Here is a 17484-nt window from a genome sequence, read left to right as displayed (position 1 = left end):
GGTAAGGTAGCGACCGAAAACGGCATTGGGAGATACCATCGTGAAGCGCGTTCCGTTGTTGCCACGAGGCGCACTGCTGTCGCTGTCGATCCTTGCGAGCACTGCGCTGCCGGCAGCCGAAACGCCCGGCCGACGCACTTACGCCAACCCTGTCGACCTGGACTACCGCTACAACTTCGAGCAGCTCAACGAAGGCATCTCCTACCGCACCGGCGCCGACCCGGTGATCGTGCGGCACAAGGACGCCTACTACCTGTTCCAGACCCTGGCCGATGGCTACTGGCGCTCCACCAATCTTCTGGACTGGCGCTTCGTCACGCCCAGCCGCTGGCCTTCGGAAAGCATCGTGGCCCCGGCCGTGGTTTCCGACGGCGATCGTCTGGTCATCATGCAATCGGCGTTCGGCCCGCGCGCGTTGTTGCAGTCCACCGATCCGGCCAGCGGCAAGATCGACTACCTCACCCGCCTGTTGCCGCGCATTCCCACCGCCGTGCCGCCGGGGCAGGACCTGCTGCCGCTGCCGGCCGGCAAGACCCCGCCGGGGCCATGGGACCCGGATATCTTCATCGACGACGACGGCCGCTGGTACCTCTACTGGGGTTCGTCGGACACCTATCCGCTGTACGGCATCGAGATGGAAAAAGCCCCGCGTGGATTCGCCTTCCGTGGCGAACCCAAAGTGATGCTGGCGCTGGATCCGGCCAAGCATGGCTGGGAGCGCTTCGGCCCCGATCACCGCGGCATGAATTTCCCCAACGGCAAACCGGTCGGCAACTACATGGAAGGCGCGTGGATGACCAAGGTGCGCGGCCGCTATTACCTGCAGTACGGCGCGCCCGGCACCGAGTACAACGCATACGCCAACGGCACCTATGTCAGCGACAGTCCGCTGGGTCCGTTCGAATACGCGCTTTACAACCCGGTGGCCTACAAGCCCGGCGGTTTCGTGCAGGGCGCCGGGCACGGTTCCACTTTCCAGGACGAATACGGCAACTGGTGGAACACCGGTACGCCGTGGATCGGCTACAACTGGACCTTCGAACGGCGCATCGCGATGTTCCCCGCCGCCTTCGCCGACGACGGACAGATGAGCGTGTCCGCGCGCTTCGGCGATTTCCCGCACTGGATGCCGGAAGGCAAGGTCGCCGATCCGGAATCGCTGTTCACCGGCTGGATGCTGCTGTCCTATCGCAAGAAGGCGACGGCTTCGTCCACGCAGGGCGAGTTCGCCGCCGACCGTGTCACCGATGAGAATCCGCGTACGTTCTGGGTCGCCGGCGGCAACAAACCGGGCGAAACGCTGACCGTCGATCTGGGCGCGGAAAAGATCGTGCGAGCGGTGCAGGTCAACTATGCCGATTATCAGTCCGGGCGTTACGCCGATGCGCCGGATATCTACACCTCGTTCCGCTTGCAATACTCTCGCGACAGCAAGCGGTGGACTCCGCTGGCCGAAGTCGGCGACGGGCCGGACCGCCGCGACCGTCCCAATGCGTACCTGCAACTGCCCGAGCCGGTGCGCACACGTTATATCCGCTACTTGCATGGCCACGTGGGCGCCGCGAACCTGGCCATCAGCGACCTGCGCGTGTTCGGCAACGCGGACGGCGCGCCGCCGCACGCCCCGGCGGGCGTGACCGTCGAGCGCGACCAGGATCGGCGCAATGCGACGGTGACCTGGAAACCCGTTGCAGGCGCGGTGGGTTACAACGTGCGCTGGGGCTTGCGCGCGGATCGCTTGAACCTGAGCTATCAGGTGTTCGTGGACAAAGGTACGACACTGGAGCTGCGCGCGCTGAACATCGAACCGTCTTATGAAGTCGCGGTAGAGGCCTTCAATGAGAATGGGGTATCCGCACTGAGTGCTGTCAAGAAAGCGAACTGACCGCGTTTTATTCGCTGGCGGAACGACGGACCACCGCTCTCGATCCGGAACGAAGCGGATCCGGATTGCGGGGATTGCAGGAATTGGCGGCGGCTCGCGAATATTGAAACCCATCGCCCCGTCTATGCCAAAAGTCATTTGACGTTGCCTGCCCCGGCGGCAATGATCGCTGGCGGTATGGCGATGCGCCGCGTGCGCGCCATGATCGTCCGCTTCAGTCCCCGTCCCGCGCCGCGCGCGCGGGCTCTACCGATGGAGAGCAGCCTTGCACAGACGCGACTTCCTGGCCGTTACCGGCCTCAGCCTCGGCGGCCTGATGGTGCCGTCCTTCCTCGGCAAGGCGATCGCCGCCGAACAATTGCAGACCACGCTGGACGTCGGCTTCAAGAAAGGCCTGGCCGATGCCGCGCTGGCCGCCGCCACCGACGCCGGCGCCAGCTACTGCGACGTGCGCGTGGGCCGCTACCTGCGCCAGTTCGTGATCACCCGCGAAGACAAGGTGCAGAACGTGGTGAACACCGAATCCACCGGTGCCGGCATCCGCGTCATCGCCGACGGCGCCTGGGGTTTCGCCGCCACCAACGACCTGACCACCAATGGGGTGGCCCGGGCCGCGCGCCAGGCCGCGGCCATCGCCAAGGCCAACGCCAAGATCCAGACCGCCAAAGTGCAGCTGGCCCCGGTCAAAGGCGTGGGCGAGGTGAGCTGGAAGACGCCGATCGTGAAGAACGCGATGAACGTGCCGATCAAGGACAAGGTGGACCTGTTGCTGGGCGTCAACGCCGCGGCCACCAATGCCGGCGCGGATTTCGTCAACTCCATGCTGTTCCTGGTCAACGAGCAGAAGTATTTCGCCAGCACCGACGGCTCCTACATCGACCAGGACGTGCACCGCATCTGGGCGCCGATGACGGTCACCGCCATCGACAAGGCCAGCGGCAAGTTCCGTACCCGCGACGGTCTGTCCTCGCCGATGGGGATGGGCTTCGAATACCTGGACGGCGCGGCTTCGGGCAAGTTCGTGTCGCCCAACGGCGTGATCAACTACGGCCTGTCCTACGACATGAAGGAAGACGCCATCGCCGGCGCCAAGCAGGCGCGCGAGAAATTGAAGGCGCCTTCGGTCAAGCCCGGCAAGTACGATCTGGTGCTGGATCCTTCGCACACCTGGCTGACCATCCACGAGTCGGTCGGCCATCCGCTGGAGCTGGACCGCGTGCTGGGCTACGAGGCCAACTACGCCGGCACCAGCTTCGCCACCCTGGACAAGCGCGAAGCCAAGTTCCAGTACGGCAGCGACAGGGTCAACATCTTCGCCGACAAGACCCAGGCCGGCAGCCTGGGCGCAGTGGGCTACGACGACGAAGGCGTCAAGACCAAGCAATGGGACCTGATCAGCGGCGGCAAGCTGGTCGACTACCAGACCATTCGCGACCAGGCCCACATCCTGGGCAAGAAGGAATCGGACGGCTGCTGCTACGCCGATTCGTGGTCCAGCGTGCAATTCCAGCGCATGGCCAACGTATCGCTCCAGGCAGGCAAGGACAAGCTGAGCGTGGCCGACATGGTCAAGGACGTGGAAAACGGCATCTACATCATCGGCGACGGCTCGTTCTCCATCGACCAGCAGCGCTACAACGCCCAGTTCGGTGGCCAGCTGTTCTACGAGATCAAGAACGGCAAGATCGGCGCGATGATCGAGGACGTGGCCTACCAGATCCGCACGCCCGAGTTCTGGAACGCCTGCGCCGCGATCTGCGACGAAAGCGACTACCGCATGGGCGGCTCGTTCTTCGACGGCAAGGGCCAACCCGGTCAGGTATCGGCGGTCTCGCACGGTTCCAGCACCGCGCGCTTCAACGGCATCAACGTCATCAACACCGCCCGCTCGCTCGGCTGATCGCATCCAGGAGACCACTAGAACATGAGCATCTTCACCGAAGAGCAAGCCAAGGCCATTCTCGACAAGGTCATCGCCCTGTCCAAGGCCGACGAATGCACCGCGTCGCTGTCCGGTTCCATTTCCGGCAACATCCGTTTCGCCCTGAATAATGTCTCCACCAGCGGCATCGTCGACAATGCCGATCTGGCCGTGCAGGTCGCTTTCGGCAAGCGCGTGGGCGTGGCCACCATCAACGAGTTCGACGACGCCGCGCTGGAACGCGTGGTGCGCAGGGCCGAAGACCTGGCCAGGCTGGCGCCGGAAAACCCGGAGTTCGTGCCGGCCGTGGAAAAGCAGACCTACAAGGCAAGCCCGACCTTCAGCGAAGCCACCGCCGCCATCACCCCGGAATATCGCGCCCAGGTGGCGGCCGATTCCATCGGCCCGTGCCGCGCGGAAAAACTGATCGCCGCCGGCTTCCTGGAAGACGGTCAGAGTTTCGTCGCCTTCGCCAACAGCAAGGGCAACTTCGGCTACCAGAAGGCCACCAACCTGGACTACACCTGCACCGTGCGTACCGAAGACGGCCGCGGCTCTGGCTGGGTCGGCCGCAATCTGCAGGACGCCACTCCGTTCAAGGCCGGCCAGGACGTCCGCGTCGCCATGCGCAAGGCCAGCGAATCGGCCGCGGCCAAGGCGCTGGAGCCGGGCAAGTACACGGTGATCCTGGAACCTGCCGCGGCGGCCGGGCTGATCTCTTTCATGATGAATTTCTTCGATGCGCGCCAGGCCGACGAGGGCCGCAGCTTCCTGTCCAAGAAAGGCGGCGGCAACAAGATCGGCGAACAGGTCTACGACCCGCGGGTGAATATTTCCGCCGATCCCTGGCACCCGGAAGCCCCGGTGATGCCGTGGGACGACGAGGGACTGCCGCGCGAGAAGACCGCGGTGGTGGAGAACGGCAAGGTCGTCAACCTGGAGTATTCGCGCTACTGGGCGCAAAAACAGGGCAAGCGCGCGACCGGCGCGGCCGGCAATCTGCTGATGTCCGGCGGCACCAAGTCCACCGCCGAGCTGGTCAAGAGCACGCAGAAAGGCATCCTGGTCACGCGCACCTGGTACATCCGCATGGTCGATCCGCAGACCGTGCTGCTGACCGGCCTGACCCGCGACGGCACCTTCTACATCGAGAACGGCGAGATCAAGTACCCGGTGAAGAATTTCCGCTTCAACGAATCGCCGGTGATCATGCTCAACAACATCGAAGAACTGGGCAAGCCGGTGCGCGTGGCCGGCGACGAGTCTTCGTTCGTGATGATGATCCCGCCGATGAAGCTGCGCGACTTCACCTTCACCTCCCTGTCGGATGCGGTCTGATCGATGAAGCGGATGCAGTGCGATCGATGAAGCTGCGCGACGGCGCATGAATCGCGCTCAGTTCCTGCGATTGATGGCCGGCGGCCTGGCCGGCGCCCTGCTGGCCGGGCCGCCGCGCAGCGCAAGCGCGGCGGTTTCCAGCTACGACTTCTGGTTCACCCGCCTGAAGTACGACTCCGGCGACTGGGACGTGGACCAGCGCATGCCGGCCAACCTCATCACCTCGCTGATCGACTACACCAACCTGCGCGTGGACCCGAAGGAACACGTGCTGGCCCTGGCCGATCCGAAGATGCTGACTGCGCCGTTCTGCTACCTGGCCGGACACAAGCTGGTGGAGTTCAACCCGGCCGAGCGCCGCAACTTCGAACGCTACGTGCGCAACGGCGGCTTCGTGCTGGTGGACGACTGCAACCACGACATCGACGGCCTGTTCGCCAAGTCGTTCGAAGCGCAGATGGCTTCGATCTTCGGCGCCAAGGCGATGAAGAAGCTGCCCAACAACCATCCGATCTACCGCAGCTTCTTCAAGTTCGACGGCCCGCCGGCCACCGGTTTCGAACTCAACGGCTGGGGCGACGACCTGGTGCACGAGTATCTGCAAGGCATCGACATCGACGGCCGCCTGGGCCTGCTCTACAGCAACAAGGACTATGGTTGCGAGTGGGATTACGACTGGCGCAACAAGCGCTTCCTGGCCGAGGACAACACCAGGTTCGCGGTGAATATCGTCATGTATGCGTTGACGGCGTGAGTGCGTCCTCACCACCCCGAATTCTCTCCGACGTCATCCCAGCGGAAGCTGGGATCCATCTTGATCTTCACGTTGAGCCCGCAGCAAGACGTAAAGCCAAAGCAAAAGCAAAGCAAGATCAAAATGGATCCCAGCTTTCGCTGGGATGACGATTCATTATTTTGCAGCCGGCCACATTGAAGTCAGCAAGGAACAAAGATGAGTACCCCCCTCACCGAATCCGACCTCCAATCCCAACTCGCGCGGCTGGGCCAACTGCGCCAGGCTATCGCCCAGGCGATCGTCGGCCAGGACGAAGTCGTCGAGCAATTGCTGATCGGTCTGCTGGCCGGCGGCCACTGCCTGCTCGAAGGCGTGCCGGGACTGGGCAAGACCCTACTGGTGCGGTCGCTGGGGCAGGCGCTGAAACTGCAGTTCCGCCGCGTGCAGTTCACCCCCGACCTGATGCCCAGCGACATCCTGGGCACCGAGTTGCTGGAAGAAGACCACGGCACCGGCCATCGCCATTTCCGTTTCCAGCCCGGTCCGGTGTTCACCAACCTGTTGCTGGCCGACGAACTCAACCGCACCCCGCCCAAGACCCAGGCCGCGCTGCTTGAAGCCATGCAGGAACGCACGGTCAGCTATGCCGGCGTGACCCATGCGCTGCCGGCGCCGTTCTTCGTGCTGGCCACGCAGAATCCGCTGGAACAGGCCGGCACCTATCCATTGCCCGAGGCGCAGCTGGACCGCTTCCTGCTGCACATCCGCGTGGACTACCCCAGCGAGCGCGAAGAGCACGACATCCTGGCGCAGACCACCGGCAGCCGCGGCAACGAAGTGCCGCAGGTGATGCATGGCGAGGAAGTGCTGAAGCTGCAATCGCTGGTCCGCGAAGTGCATCTGGGCGAAGACCTGCTGGCGTGGATCACGAAGCTGGTGCGCGCGAGCAGACCCGGCGAAGGCGGATTGGAAGACGTGCGCAAGTACGTCCGCTGGGGCGCCGGTCCGCGCGCCGGGCAATCGCTGGTGCTGGCGGCCAAGGCACGTGCATTGCTGCACGGACGCCTGGCTGCGACGCGTGAAGATATCGCCGCACTGGCGGCGCCGGTCATGCGCCACCGTCTGTTGTTGTCGTTCGCCGCCGAAGCCGAACAGAAAAGCGCCGACGACGTGATCGCCGCGCTGCTGCGCAGCGTGCCGTTGCCTGCCGCCTGACAGGCCGCACACGGTGTCGTACGAACTGATCCCGCCCCAGGTCCGCAGCCGATTGAAAGACCTGCGGCTGACCTCGCGGCGCGCGGTCGGCCTGCACGGCATCGGCCTGCACCACAGCCGCAGCCGCGGCGCCGGACTGGAGTTCGCCCAGTACCGCGCCTACGAACCCGGCGACGAGCTGCGCCAAATCGACTGGAAACTGTATGCACGCTCGGACCGCTTCTTCGTGCGCGAAGCCGAGCGCGAAAGCCCGCTGGCGGTGTGGATACTGATCGACGCCAGCGCCTCGATGGCGCAGGAAGACGCGGCGCGTCCCGGCTGGTCGCGGTTGGATGCGGCCAAGGCGCTGGCGGCCTGCATCGGCGAGTTGGCAATGCGCCAGGGCGACCGCTTCGGTTGGGTGGCCTTGCGCGACGACGGTCTGCAACTGGTCGCGCCTGCGGCCGGCGCTCGCCAGCGCGACCGCTTGCTGCTCGAGATGCATGGATTGTCGGCGGCAGGCGGATTCCCACGCGTCGAGCAATTGACGCCGTTGTGGGACCGCGTCGGCGCGCAAGATCTGGTGATCGTGCTCAGCGACTGCTTCGACCCGGCTTGCCTGGAGCTGATGCAAAAACTGGCGGCAGCGCGGCGCGAGGTGCTGGCGATCCAGTTGCTGACCGTCGAAGAACGCGATTTCCCGTTCCGCGGCGGTTACCGCTTCCGCGACCCGGAAACCGGCGAGGAATTGCTGGGCGATGGCGTGGCGCTGCGGGCCGATTTCCTGCGCCGCTTCGGCGAAGCGCGCGACTTGCTGCACGCGCAGCTCGATGCCAGCGGCATCCGCCATGCCGGCTACGTGCTGGATGAGGAGCTGGATGTGCCGCTGCGGCGCTTGTTCGGTTCGCGAGACGCGGCGGAATACGCATGACTCCGGCCTTGCTGTTGCCGGCCGCACTGGCAGCGCTCGCCGCGCTGCTGTTGCCGCTGCTGATCCACCTGGCCCGCCGCAGCGAACAACGCCCCACCGATTTCGCCGCACTGCGCTGGTTGCGGCAAAAGCTCAAGCCGCGCCACCGCGTGCGCTTCGACGAATGGCCGCTGCTGGTCGCGCGATTGCTGCTGCTCGCCTTGCTGGCGGTGTGGCTGGCGAAACCGGTGCTGTTCGGCAGCGCCGGCGAAGCGCCGTGGGTGGCCGTGATGCCTGGCATCGATGCGGCGCAGGCGCGTGCAGCCATCGACGACGACAAAGCGCGTCTGCATTGGCTGGCGCCCGGCTTCCCCGCTTTGGACCAGCCATCGCCCGCAACCGCCGCATTGCCGTTCGCCAGCCTGTTGCGTCAGCTCGATTCGGAACTTCCTGCCGCGGTGAAGCTGAGCGTGCTGGTTCCCGAACAGTTGCAGGGCGCGGATGCGGAACGGCCGCAGCTGTCGCGCACGGTCGAATGGAAGGTGCTTGCGGGTGCGATGCCGGCACCCAAGCCCTTCGCTGCCGGCGCGCAGGCGCTCACTGTCCGCTACGCGCAGGATCGTGAAGACGGATTGCGCTATCTGCGCGCGGCGGCGAGCGCGTGGCGGCCTTCGACAACGGCTGCATTCGCAGCCGCGCCGACGACCCAGGCGCTCCCAGCCGATACGCAGCATCTGGTCTGGCTTGCGCCCGGCCCTCTGCCTGTCGCAGTCGCCGACTTGATCCGGCGGGGTGGAACCGCACTGCTGTCGGCGGACACCGAATACAAGTTTCCTGCTTCGACCACCGTCTACTGGCGCGATGAAGTCGGCGCGCCGCTGGTCGAAGGCGCGGCGCTGGGACGCGGCCGGGTGCTTCGTTTCACCCGCACCTTCGCTCCGGCGACGATACCGCAACTGCTGCAACCCGATTTCCCGCGCAATCTGCGCAATCTGTTCGCATCACCGGCGCCGGTGCCGGCGCGAGTGGCCGCGCGCGACTACGCGCCGATCACGGGAGGAATGTCGTACGCGCAGCCGCCGCGCGACCTGCGGCCGTGGCTGGCGCTGCTGATCGCGGCGCTGCTGCTGACGGAGCGCTGGCTGGCGACACGGCGCGTCAGGGGAGTCTCGCCATGAGTCCCCATGCGCTGTTCTTACAGTTGGTTCGCAAGCATGACGTAACCGCGCGCTGCCGTTGCTTCGCCCCCTTTGAAAAAGGGGGCTACGGGGGATTTGCTTTTGCTTTTGCTTTTGCTTTTGCTTTTGCTTTTGCTTTTGCTTTTGCTTTTGCTTTTGCTCTTGCTCTTGCTCTTGCTCTTGATCGTGCTCCAGAGCAGAAGCAAATCCCCCTCAATCCCCCTTTTTCAAAGGGGGAGGCAGAAGTGCTGCCACACAAGGCCTACGTGTGCGGGAAGGTCGCGTCATGATCGCGAACAAACTCCCACGGCTGTCGCAACCGGCGCGCATGCGCAGTCTGGCCGACGACCTGCTGCTCTGGTCGCCATTGCCATTGCTGTTGGCCGCTGCGGCATGGCGTTGGCAGAACACATTGGCAGCCTTGCTGGTTGGAGTAGCCGGTTTTTTCCTGCTGACGGTATTCGCGTGGCAACGCGCGCGCCGCTTCGATCGTCAGTGGCTGATCCGGCAGCTCGATGCGCAGCGCGCCGACATGGAAGACAGCACGGATCTGCTGTTCGCCGAAGATGCGCGGTTGAATCCGCTGCAACGACTGCAGCGCGCAAGATTGCAACAGCGTCTGGCCGAACACCGCACGCCCGATCTTCGCCCAGCATGGTCGTCGTCGCGCATCGCTGCGTCGTGGATCGCGGGCGCGCTGGCCGTTGCGACACTCGTTTTCTGGCCAGCCCGGCAATCGACGACGGTCCTCGCGCCCAGCGCGGAGAACCTGCCGGTGGTGGCCGGCGTGCCGCGGCTGGTGGGGCAACGGCTGCGCATAACTCCCCCCGCCTACACCGGACTGCCGGCACGCGACGAAGCCAGCCTGGATGCAAAAGCGCCGCAGGGTTCGCATTTGCGGTGGACGTTGCATTTCGAACCGCAACCCATCGCCGCCGATCTGGCCTTCCATGACGGCACCCGCGCCGCATTGACCCGCGATGGCGAAGACTGGAGCGTCGCCCGCAGTCTGGACAAATCAGTGTTGTACCGCGTCTCGCCAAGCGGAGCGGAACATCAGCCCGCACCACCGCTGCACAGGCTGGATGCGATAAGCGATGCGCCTCCCCAGGTGAAAGTGCTGGTTCCCGAGCGCAGCTTGAGCCTGGTCACGCCGGGCCAGCGCAACTGGGCGCTGAGCTTCGAAGTGAGCGACGACTACGGCGTGGCGGCGAACGCACAGCTACGCATCACCCTGGCCCAGGGCGAAGGCGAGAACATCACTTTCCGCGAACGCACCCTCGACCTGCGTGGCACCGGAACCGGCAAGCTGAAACGCTTCTCGCCGCAGCTGGACCTGGCCGCACTGGGATTCTCGACCGGCGACGATCTGATCGCCCAGCTCACAGTCGCCGACAACCGTGCGCCGCGGCCGCAAACGGTGCGCAGTCCCAGCCTGATCCTGCGCTGGCCCTCTGACCTGGGTGCGGAGAGCACCGGCCTGGAAGGCATGGTCAAGAAGGTGATGCCTGCGTATTTCCGCAGCCAGCGCCAGATCATCATCGACGCCGAGGCCCTGCTGAAGGAACAACGCAAACTCGATACCGAACGCTTCGCCGCCCGTTCCGACGCCATCGGTGTGGACCAGCGCATCCTGCGCCTGCGCTACGGCCAGTTCCTGGGCGAGGAAGCCGAAGGCGGCGCCAGGCCGCCGCCGACCAACGACGCCGAAACGCACGACGACGACCACGCACAGACGCAGGCGGAAGCGGCAACGCAAGACGAGCACGACCACGCGCCTGCCAGCGAGGAGGCGAAGCCGGCCTTCGGTGCGGACGCCGACGTACTTGTGGAATTCGGCCACACCCACGACCACGCCGAAGCGGCCACCCTGCTGGATCCGGAAACCCGCGCCACCTTGAAGCAGGCGCTGGACCAGATGTGGCAATCGGAATTGCATCTGCGCCAGGGCCATCCGCGGCAAGCCTTGCCTTATGCGTACAAGGCGCTGGGTTTCATCAAGCAGGTGCAGCAGGCCACGCGCATCTTCCTGGCCCGCGTCGGTCCCGAACTTCCGCCTATCGATGAAGCGCGACGCATGACCGGCGACCGCGCCGGACTGGCGCGCCGCGAACTGCCGCTAGCGGCGAAGAACACCGGCATCGATGCCGCGCCTGCCGAGGTGTGGCGCGCACTTGCCGATTCTCCGCATGCGGCCAAGACCACCGAACTACCGCTGGATGCGCTGGAACGCTGGCTGCGCGCCAACGAAGCGCGCGTTTCCGATCCGCTCGCCTTCGTCAGCGCGATCGATGCGGTGCGGCGCGATCCGTCCTGCATCGAATGCCGGCGCGACTTGCGCGGATTGTTGTGGACGGTGCTGCCGCGGCCGCCGGCGAACGTCTTGCGGCGCAGCGACGAAGGCGCCGACGGGCGTCGTTATCTTGAAGCGTTGGGCCAGGAGACCCGGCCATGAACCTGTCGTTGTGGCTGGCGGTATTGCTGGCGCTGGCGGTCATGCTCGCCTGGCTGCGCCTTTGGCTCTGGCAACGAAGCGCACCGGACGCCTCGCGATCGCGCGGCTGGCGGCTGGCGGCGTTGTGGCTGCTGCAGCCGCTATGCGCCGTGCTGCTCTACTTCACGCTGTTGCCGCCCACCTTGCCCAGGGAAGCGGGAACACTGGTGGTCGCCACCGCAGGCGCGACACGCACTGGCGCGCAGGCGGCGGGCGATCGTCTGATCGCGCTGCCTGAGGCTCCGGTTCTGGCCGGTGCCGAACGCGTGCCCGATCTGGCCACCGCGTTGGGTCGTTATCCCGGCATGCAACGCCTGCGCATCGTCGGCGCCGGGCTGGAGCCGCGCGACCGCGAGGCCGCGCAGACTCTGCCCTTGACCTTCGATGCGCCGGCCTTGCCGCGTGGCGTGATACGTCTGGACGGACCAGGACAAGTAGCGGCCGGCGCCGCGTTCCAGATCGGTGGACAGGTCAATGGCGTGGTCAAAGGATCGGTGGAACTGATCGATCCGGCCGGCCAGCGCGTGGATGCGCTTGCGCTGCCGGCCAGCGGCGAATTCATCGTCACCGGCACCACCCGCGTGCCCGGGCAGGCGATCTTCACCTTGCGCGTGCGAGATGCGCAGCGAAGAACGGTGGAAGAAGTGCAGGTGCCGTTGTGGACGACGGCCGATCCTGCGCCGCGCATGCTGTTGCTGGCGGGCGCACCCTCGCCCGAGCTGAAGTACCTGCGCCGCTGGGCCGCCGATGCCGGACTTTCCTTGCATACCCAGATCGGCGTCGGTGGCGGTATGCAGCTGGGCGATGCGCCGTTGCGCGTGGATGCGGCGACCTTGCAACGTTTCGATCTTGTGGTGCTGGACGAACGCAGCTGGGCCACCCTTAGCGCGAACGAACGCGCGGCGCTGATCGAAGCGGTTCGCCAGGGGCTCGGCCTGGTGTTGCGGATCACCGGGCCATTGCCCGACACGACACGGCGCCAGTGGCAGGCATTGGGCTTCTCGCTCGGCGCCGGCGGCGATACCGCCACTGTTCGCCTGCCCGCCGAATCGATCGACGAGGAAGCGCTGCGCGCGCGACGCGGACCGGGCACGGCCGACACGGCCACTGCGCCGAATGGCGCGCAGGACGAAAACCCTGCGCTTACCCGTCGCGCGCTGAAGCTGGGCGGTGCCGACGCCACACCCTTGCTGCGCGATGCCGACGGCACCGTGCTCGCGGTCTGGCGCGCGGAACAGCGTGGACGCATCGCAGTGTGGGGCATGACCGACAGCTTCGCGCTGGTGCTGTCCGGACAAAGCGCACGCCACGCCGAATTGTGGAGCAGCGCCTTCGCAACCCTGGCCCGCGCACGAACCGATTCCGCTCCGCGCATCGATCCGCAACCGCGCGAACAGCAGCGTCTGGCGTTGTGCGGACTCGGCGGCAACCCCCGTGTCGTCGCAGCCGACGGACAAACCACCACGCTATTACCCGATCCCGGTGCCGGCGATTCTCTCTGTGCCGCCTACTGGCCCCGGCAACCCGGCTGGCATCTGCTGCTGCAAACCGACGCCGAAGCAGCCGAAAGCTCATGGCCTTTCTTCGTCTACCCCATCGGTACGGCACCGGCCCTGCGCGCAGCCGAATTGCGCGATTCTACGGCGCGGTTGCAAGCCATGCCGGTCAACGTCGCCGGAAGCGCCGACCACCATGAGGTCCCCGGACGGCGCGGACCCTCCTGGCCCTGGTTCCTCGCCTGGCTGGCCAGCGCAGGCGCGCTGTGGTGGCTGGAACGTGCACGCGCTGGGCGAACCAGCGTCGCAGCCTGAAAAAACACCGATGGCAAAGCCCACTCGCGGTACACGTGGGAGCGACGTCCCGTCGCGAGCTCTCAGCCTTTCATACAGGCCGCTCGAAAGCTCGCAAAGGGACGCCGCTACCCAGGTTGGGCACCTCGGACATCTGCAACCCAGGTTTTTTGTTGCGCATCCATCCGCATTGGCCGGTTCAGGAGAAGTACGGCCTTTCTGCAGAGAAGAGCAGTTTTTTCGCCGAGTCGCGCCACGCTTCCGGGCATTGCGTGCCCTTCAAGATGACTGCCGTGCTGTACGCAATCCCGCGAGCCCGCAACGAGACATCCCCCAGTACCGTCTCCGCTTCCGCCCGACCGGCGCCGCTGCGCACCGCATCGAAGAATTTGGCGATAGCGGCAGCCTCTTCCGGATCGGACGCCAATGCCGCCTCGCGCAAAGCCGTGGTGTTGCGGTGTTCCCGCGTGGCCACGGCCAGCGAAGTCCAAGCGGTCAGTTCATCGATGCCGGAACTCACCGGCAGGGCCAGCATCCGATCGACCATGTCCTGCGTGGCGCCATCGGACGCAGCGGCGAGCCGCAACACGCGTTGCGACAGTTCGTCGTCGGAGGCGGCCATACCCAGAGCGCTAGGCAGATCTCCCGCGCCCAGGTAGCGATAGGCGGCGAAGGGCGTGCCATTGGTGCCTTCGCCGGTTTCAAGAGCCAGCATGTTTGCCAGATAACTGGAACGCTGGGCCAGTGCGGCCACCTGGCTGGGCGAAACTTGCGGCATGCTGCGCTTCAGGCGGGCGAGATCGGGCGCTATTCCCTCCGCGAACTCGGGTATCAGGCTGGACTGCTCCATCAAGGGAAGCGCCTGGTCCCATAGCCCGCGTTCCGCATAGACATAGCCGGCCGCCATGGTCAGCCAAGGCTCTTTCGGCCAGCGCAGATGGCCGGCTACGAACGCATCGTCCCGGGCCTTCGGATCGGCGATGCAGCGCATGGCTATGTAATTGATCGGCGCCGCATCGGGAGTTTTCGCCGCGAGTGCGCGGTGCCGTGCACAAACGGCATCGTGCTCGGCGCCTTTGGCGTACTCCTGCTCCATGCGCAGCGATACGATCTCGGTCGGATTGCGTTTCAGCCGTTCGGCGACGATTTTTCCCTCGGGGTCATGTTCCCGGGCCCGCCACAGCCATTCTCCGAGATGGCGCGAATCAGCCGCGTCCCACTTTGCATGGACGGCGATCAAGGCCGCGGCGTCCTTCGCTTCCTGGCCTTTCAGGGCGCTCAACATGTGCGAAGGGGAAGCGTTGCTGAAACCGGATAGCACCGAACGGGTTCCTCCGTCGCCGCTCTTGGTCTTGATGGATTCGGGCGGTTCGGCGAAGACGTATTCGGCATGGGTCTCGATCCAGCGCTGCGCACCCAGTCGCTGCTCCGGCACCACCGGGGCCGAACCGTAGTTGGCGGTCCATTCGATCAGCGGCGCCGCGGCGGCGATGTTGTAGACCAGATGCGGTGCGCCCGGGGGCGCATCACCGTCGAAGCTTTCCACCACCGCCCCATCGCTGGTCTTGGTTTCCACCTTGTGCACGTTTTGGTTGGGCACGGACAGAACGCCCGTTCCGAATGGCTGCAGGCTCAACGATTGCCCGTCGATTTCTACCGTCACCTGCCGCGCCAAGCCGTTGTACACGTTTACTTTGGAAAGGCCTACCGCACCGCCCAGCAGCAGCACGGAGCCGACGATGCCGCCGGCGACCACGACTCTGGCCGCGCCGGGGAAAAAACCATCCGCGGTCTGGAATTTATCCCACCAGCCCAGTTTGTGTTGCAGCTGGCGGCCCTTGCCGGGCAACAGGGTGATGTACTCGCCGGGTGCCGATGCCGCTTGCGCGGGTTCCGCTTCACGCGCATCGCTGCGCAGCTGGCGGGCGACTTCGTCTTCGGTCGCCAATAACGATTCAAGAGCGGCGTGCCGCAAGGCGGACAAAGCGCCCAAGGTGGCTTGCGTCCAGCTGTCGACCGCTTTGATCCACGAATTGATGTTTTCTTCCGAAGCGCGCGGCAGGCTGAAGGGCTGCTCCAGCATTTCAGGCCATGTGGCTACGCCCAGCTTGGCGGCCATCGGCGCGTCCACCACTACCTGCCCGGCTTGGTCGTACACGGCCTGGAGGCCAGCTTGCACTTGATTGCAGGCCGCCACCAGCTTGCGCAGTTCGCCCTTGGAAACGCGTCCATCGGCAGTGACGATCGCGTAGGTGTTGCCGAGCAGCGAATGGGCATCGCTGATGTCGGCATGCGCATGCTCGGCGTAGTGCAGTACGTGCACTTGCCCTCGCAATGCCGCGACCCATGCCGGACCGAGCTTCTCGGCTGCCGCCAGATGCAGGCCACGGCAACGCTGGTCGTGCGCCAATACCGCCTGGCGCACCGGCTCCAGCTCGCTCTCCAGCTCGGCGATGACCGACGGCAACGACTTGCGCGACACCTGCGCGCCCCGCCAGTGCAACATTCCGCCCTCGGCCTGCAAAGCGCCGAGCCTCACTGCTTCCAGCGTGGCCCGCTGCTGCTCCAGGTCGCGCAGTTTCTCGATGTCCTCGCCATGGGTTTCCGGGTAAAGCCCATCCAGCTGCGCCAGCAAGTCGCCGCCAATCCCAGTGCCTGTAAACAGATCGCCCACTCTTGCGTGCTTGCGTACGAATGAGCGACCCAGGTAACTGCCCCGATAGCGCGGGGAGAAGGACAGCGCGGCGTATTCCTCGTCCAGCCTGCGCAGGGATTCTTCGGTCGGCGCGAACTCCGCCGGCGGGTTGGACATCATGCGAAGCGTTACCTGTTCCTTCAGCGATTGCGCATCGCGCACCAGGCACAACGCCGGGCGCTCGTCGATGGGACAGGAAACGTAGACCTGCTTGAGGTTCTCTTCCCGCGCCGTGCTCGAAGGATGGGTAGACCACATCTGCGGCGGCTGCACCAGCTCGGCCTGGAATACGCGGTGGCTGTCCTTCCGGTCCTGCGGCACGGTGGGCGACTGGCCGTAGGCCGGGTCGGCCAGCACCGTGCGCAGGCGCTCGATGATCCGGGTCTGGACGGCGAACAGGTCCTTGACCGGACGGCCTTGCTGGAATTCGCTGTTGGCGAACTGCAGCGCCCTGCCCCAGGCGGCATCCGCCGCGCCTAGCCGATGCAGCGCATGCACCAGGGCGTCGCTGCCGGTAAGCGAGGCCGATACCAGGTCCGCCTGGTATTCCATCTCACGCGACAGCGCACGTTGCGCCATGACTACGGCGCGAAAGGCGATTTCGACCAGCGAGCGGATCGACCATACGATCAGCGAAAGAATCCAGCCGATCCAGGCGATACGAAAATCGACCCGCGACAGAGTGGCCAGGAACGTATCCAGCGCATCGCGCTTGGCCACGATATGCGAAGCGATCTGCTGGGCGACATACACCCAACGGCCCACCGCCATGGTGCGTTGCGCGAAATGGCCGAATTCGTGGGCCAGCACCGCCTTCAGTTCGCCCAGATTGAGCACATTGACAAGCCCCAGGCCTATCTCGAGATTCTTCTTCGATGGCAGGATCAGGTTGGCCAGGGACAGATCGTAGAACACGCCGGCATTGACGTTGGCGGACAGGTACACGCGATGCGGCCTTGGCGCCCGTGCTTCGTCGGCCAGCCGGTACAGGAATTCGAAAAGTTCCGGCTGCTCCTGCGGCTTGAGCTCCATGTCCTGGCTGGACACTTTGGCGCGCTTGTTGAATACCAGCGCCTTGAGCATGAAGAACGCAAGAAAGGCGGCGCAAAGCGCTGCGCCCAGGGTCACCAGCGCATCGTCGCCGCCGCCCGTACCGGCCAGCAATCCGGCGACCAGGCGATAGCTGGTCCAGGCGAACCAGCCCAGCAAACCGAGATAACCGAGCATGAAGCCGAGCAGGCCCAGCATGGCGAACCATGCATGGCGGCGATAATTTTTGCTGGGCGAAGTAAAGCCCGCAGGCACCGATGCAGGTCCGGCCGGATAGAGCGATTCCATTGGTC

General features: G+C 65.4%; 11 protein-coding genes. 10 read left to right on the top strand and 1 reads right to left on the bottom strand.

All coding sequences use genetic code 11. From position 1 onward, the window contains the following. Window positions 1-40 precede the first annotated feature (40 nt). The 10 genes from BLR66_RS16735 to BLR66_RS16690 all read left to right on the top strand — a co-directional run bounded on the left by BLR66_RS16735 (window position 41) and on the right by BLR66_RS16690 (window position 13467). Window positions 41-1885 (top strand): family 43 glycosylhydrolase, encoded by a 1845-nt coding sequence (locus BLR66_RS16735; protein ID WP_255402739.1) that lies wholly within the window; start codon window positions 41-43, stop codon window positions 1883-1885. Window positions 1886-2150: 265 nt separating this feature from the next. Then, entirely contained in the window at window positions 2151-3785 is a 1635-nt protein-coding gene (locus BLR66_RS16730) for a TldD/PmbA family protein (RefSeq protein WP_176943932.1), read from the top strand. A gap of 24 nt (window positions 3786-3809) precedes the next feature. After that, on the top strand, window positions 3810-5144 hold the full coding sequence (locus BLR66_RS16725) for a TldD/PmbA family protein (RefSeq protein WP_093289686.1): 1335 nt from the start codon (window positions 3810-3812) through the stop codon (window positions 5142-5144). 46 nt (window positions 5145-5190) lie between these two features. After that, window positions 5191-5898, top strand: a complete 708-nt coding sequence (locus BLR66_RS16720) for a DUF4159 domain-containing protein (RefSeq protein ID WP_093289683.1) — start codon at window positions 5191-5193, stop codon at window positions 5896-5898. A gap of 198 nt (window positions 5899-6096) precedes the next feature. After that, window positions 6097-7095, top strand: a complete 999-nt coding sequence (locus tag BLR66_RS16715) for an AAA family ATPase (protein ID WP_093289680.1) — start codon at window positions 6097-6099, stop codon at window positions 7093-7095. A 13-nt stretch (window positions 7096-7108) separates the two neighbouring features. Further along, a complete protein-coding gene (locus BLR66_RS16710; protein ID WP_093289678.1) occupies window positions 7109-8005 on the top strand; it encodes a DUF58 domain-containing protein in 897 nt (298 codons plus the stop codon). After that, window positions 8002-9162, top strand: coding sequence for a BatA domain-containing protein (locus BLR66_RS16705; RefSeq protein ID WP_093289676.1), 1161 nt, complete (start codon window positions 8002-8004; stop codon window positions 9160-9162). Before BLR66_RS16710 ends, BLR66_RS16705 begins: the two co-directional genes overlap by 4 nt. Then, window positions 9159-9452 (top strand): hypothetical protein, encoded by a 294-nt coding sequence (locus BLR66_RS19045; protein ID WP_143014689.1) that lies wholly within the window; start codon window positions 9159-9161, stop codon window positions 9450-9452. Before BLR66_RS16705 ends, BLR66_RS19045 begins: the two co-directional genes overlap by 4 nt. Beyond that, on the top strand, window positions 9449-11617 hold the full coding sequence (locus tag BLR66_RS16695; RefSeq protein WP_093289671.1) for a DUF4175 domain-containing protein: 2169 nt from the start codon (window positions 9449-9451) through the stop codon (window positions 11615-11617). Before BLR66_RS19045 ends, BLR66_RS16695 begins: the two co-directional genes overlap by 4 nt. Continuing rightward, the gene (locus BLR66_RS16690; protein ID WP_093289668.1) at window positions 11614-13467 is read left to right on the top strand and encodes a hypothetical protein; all 1854 of its coding nucleotides are present in this window, start codon (window positions 11614-11616) and stop codon (window positions 13465-13467) included. The genes BLR66_RS16695 and BLR66_RS16690 overlap by 4 nt, the downstream gene beginning before the upstream one ends. A gap of 178 nt (window positions 13468-13645) precedes the next feature. On the opposite strand, the gene BLR66_RS16685 is transcribed toward BLR66_RS16690, so the two are convergent. Beyond that, entirely contained in the window at window positions 13646-17389 is a 3744-nt protein-coding gene (locus tag BLR66_RS16685) for a M48 family metallopeptidase (RefSeq protein ID WP_093289920.1), read from the bottom strand. Between the last annotated feature and the right edge of the window lie 95 nt (window positions 17390-17484).

It is taken from the genome of Pseudoxanthomonas sp. CF125, assembly GCF_900104085.1.
GTDB lineage: Bacteria > Pseudomonadota > Gammaproteobacteria > Xanthomonadales > Xanthomonadaceae > Pseudoxanthomonas_A.
This window is presented reverse-complemented; position numbering and strand designations above follow the sequence as displayed.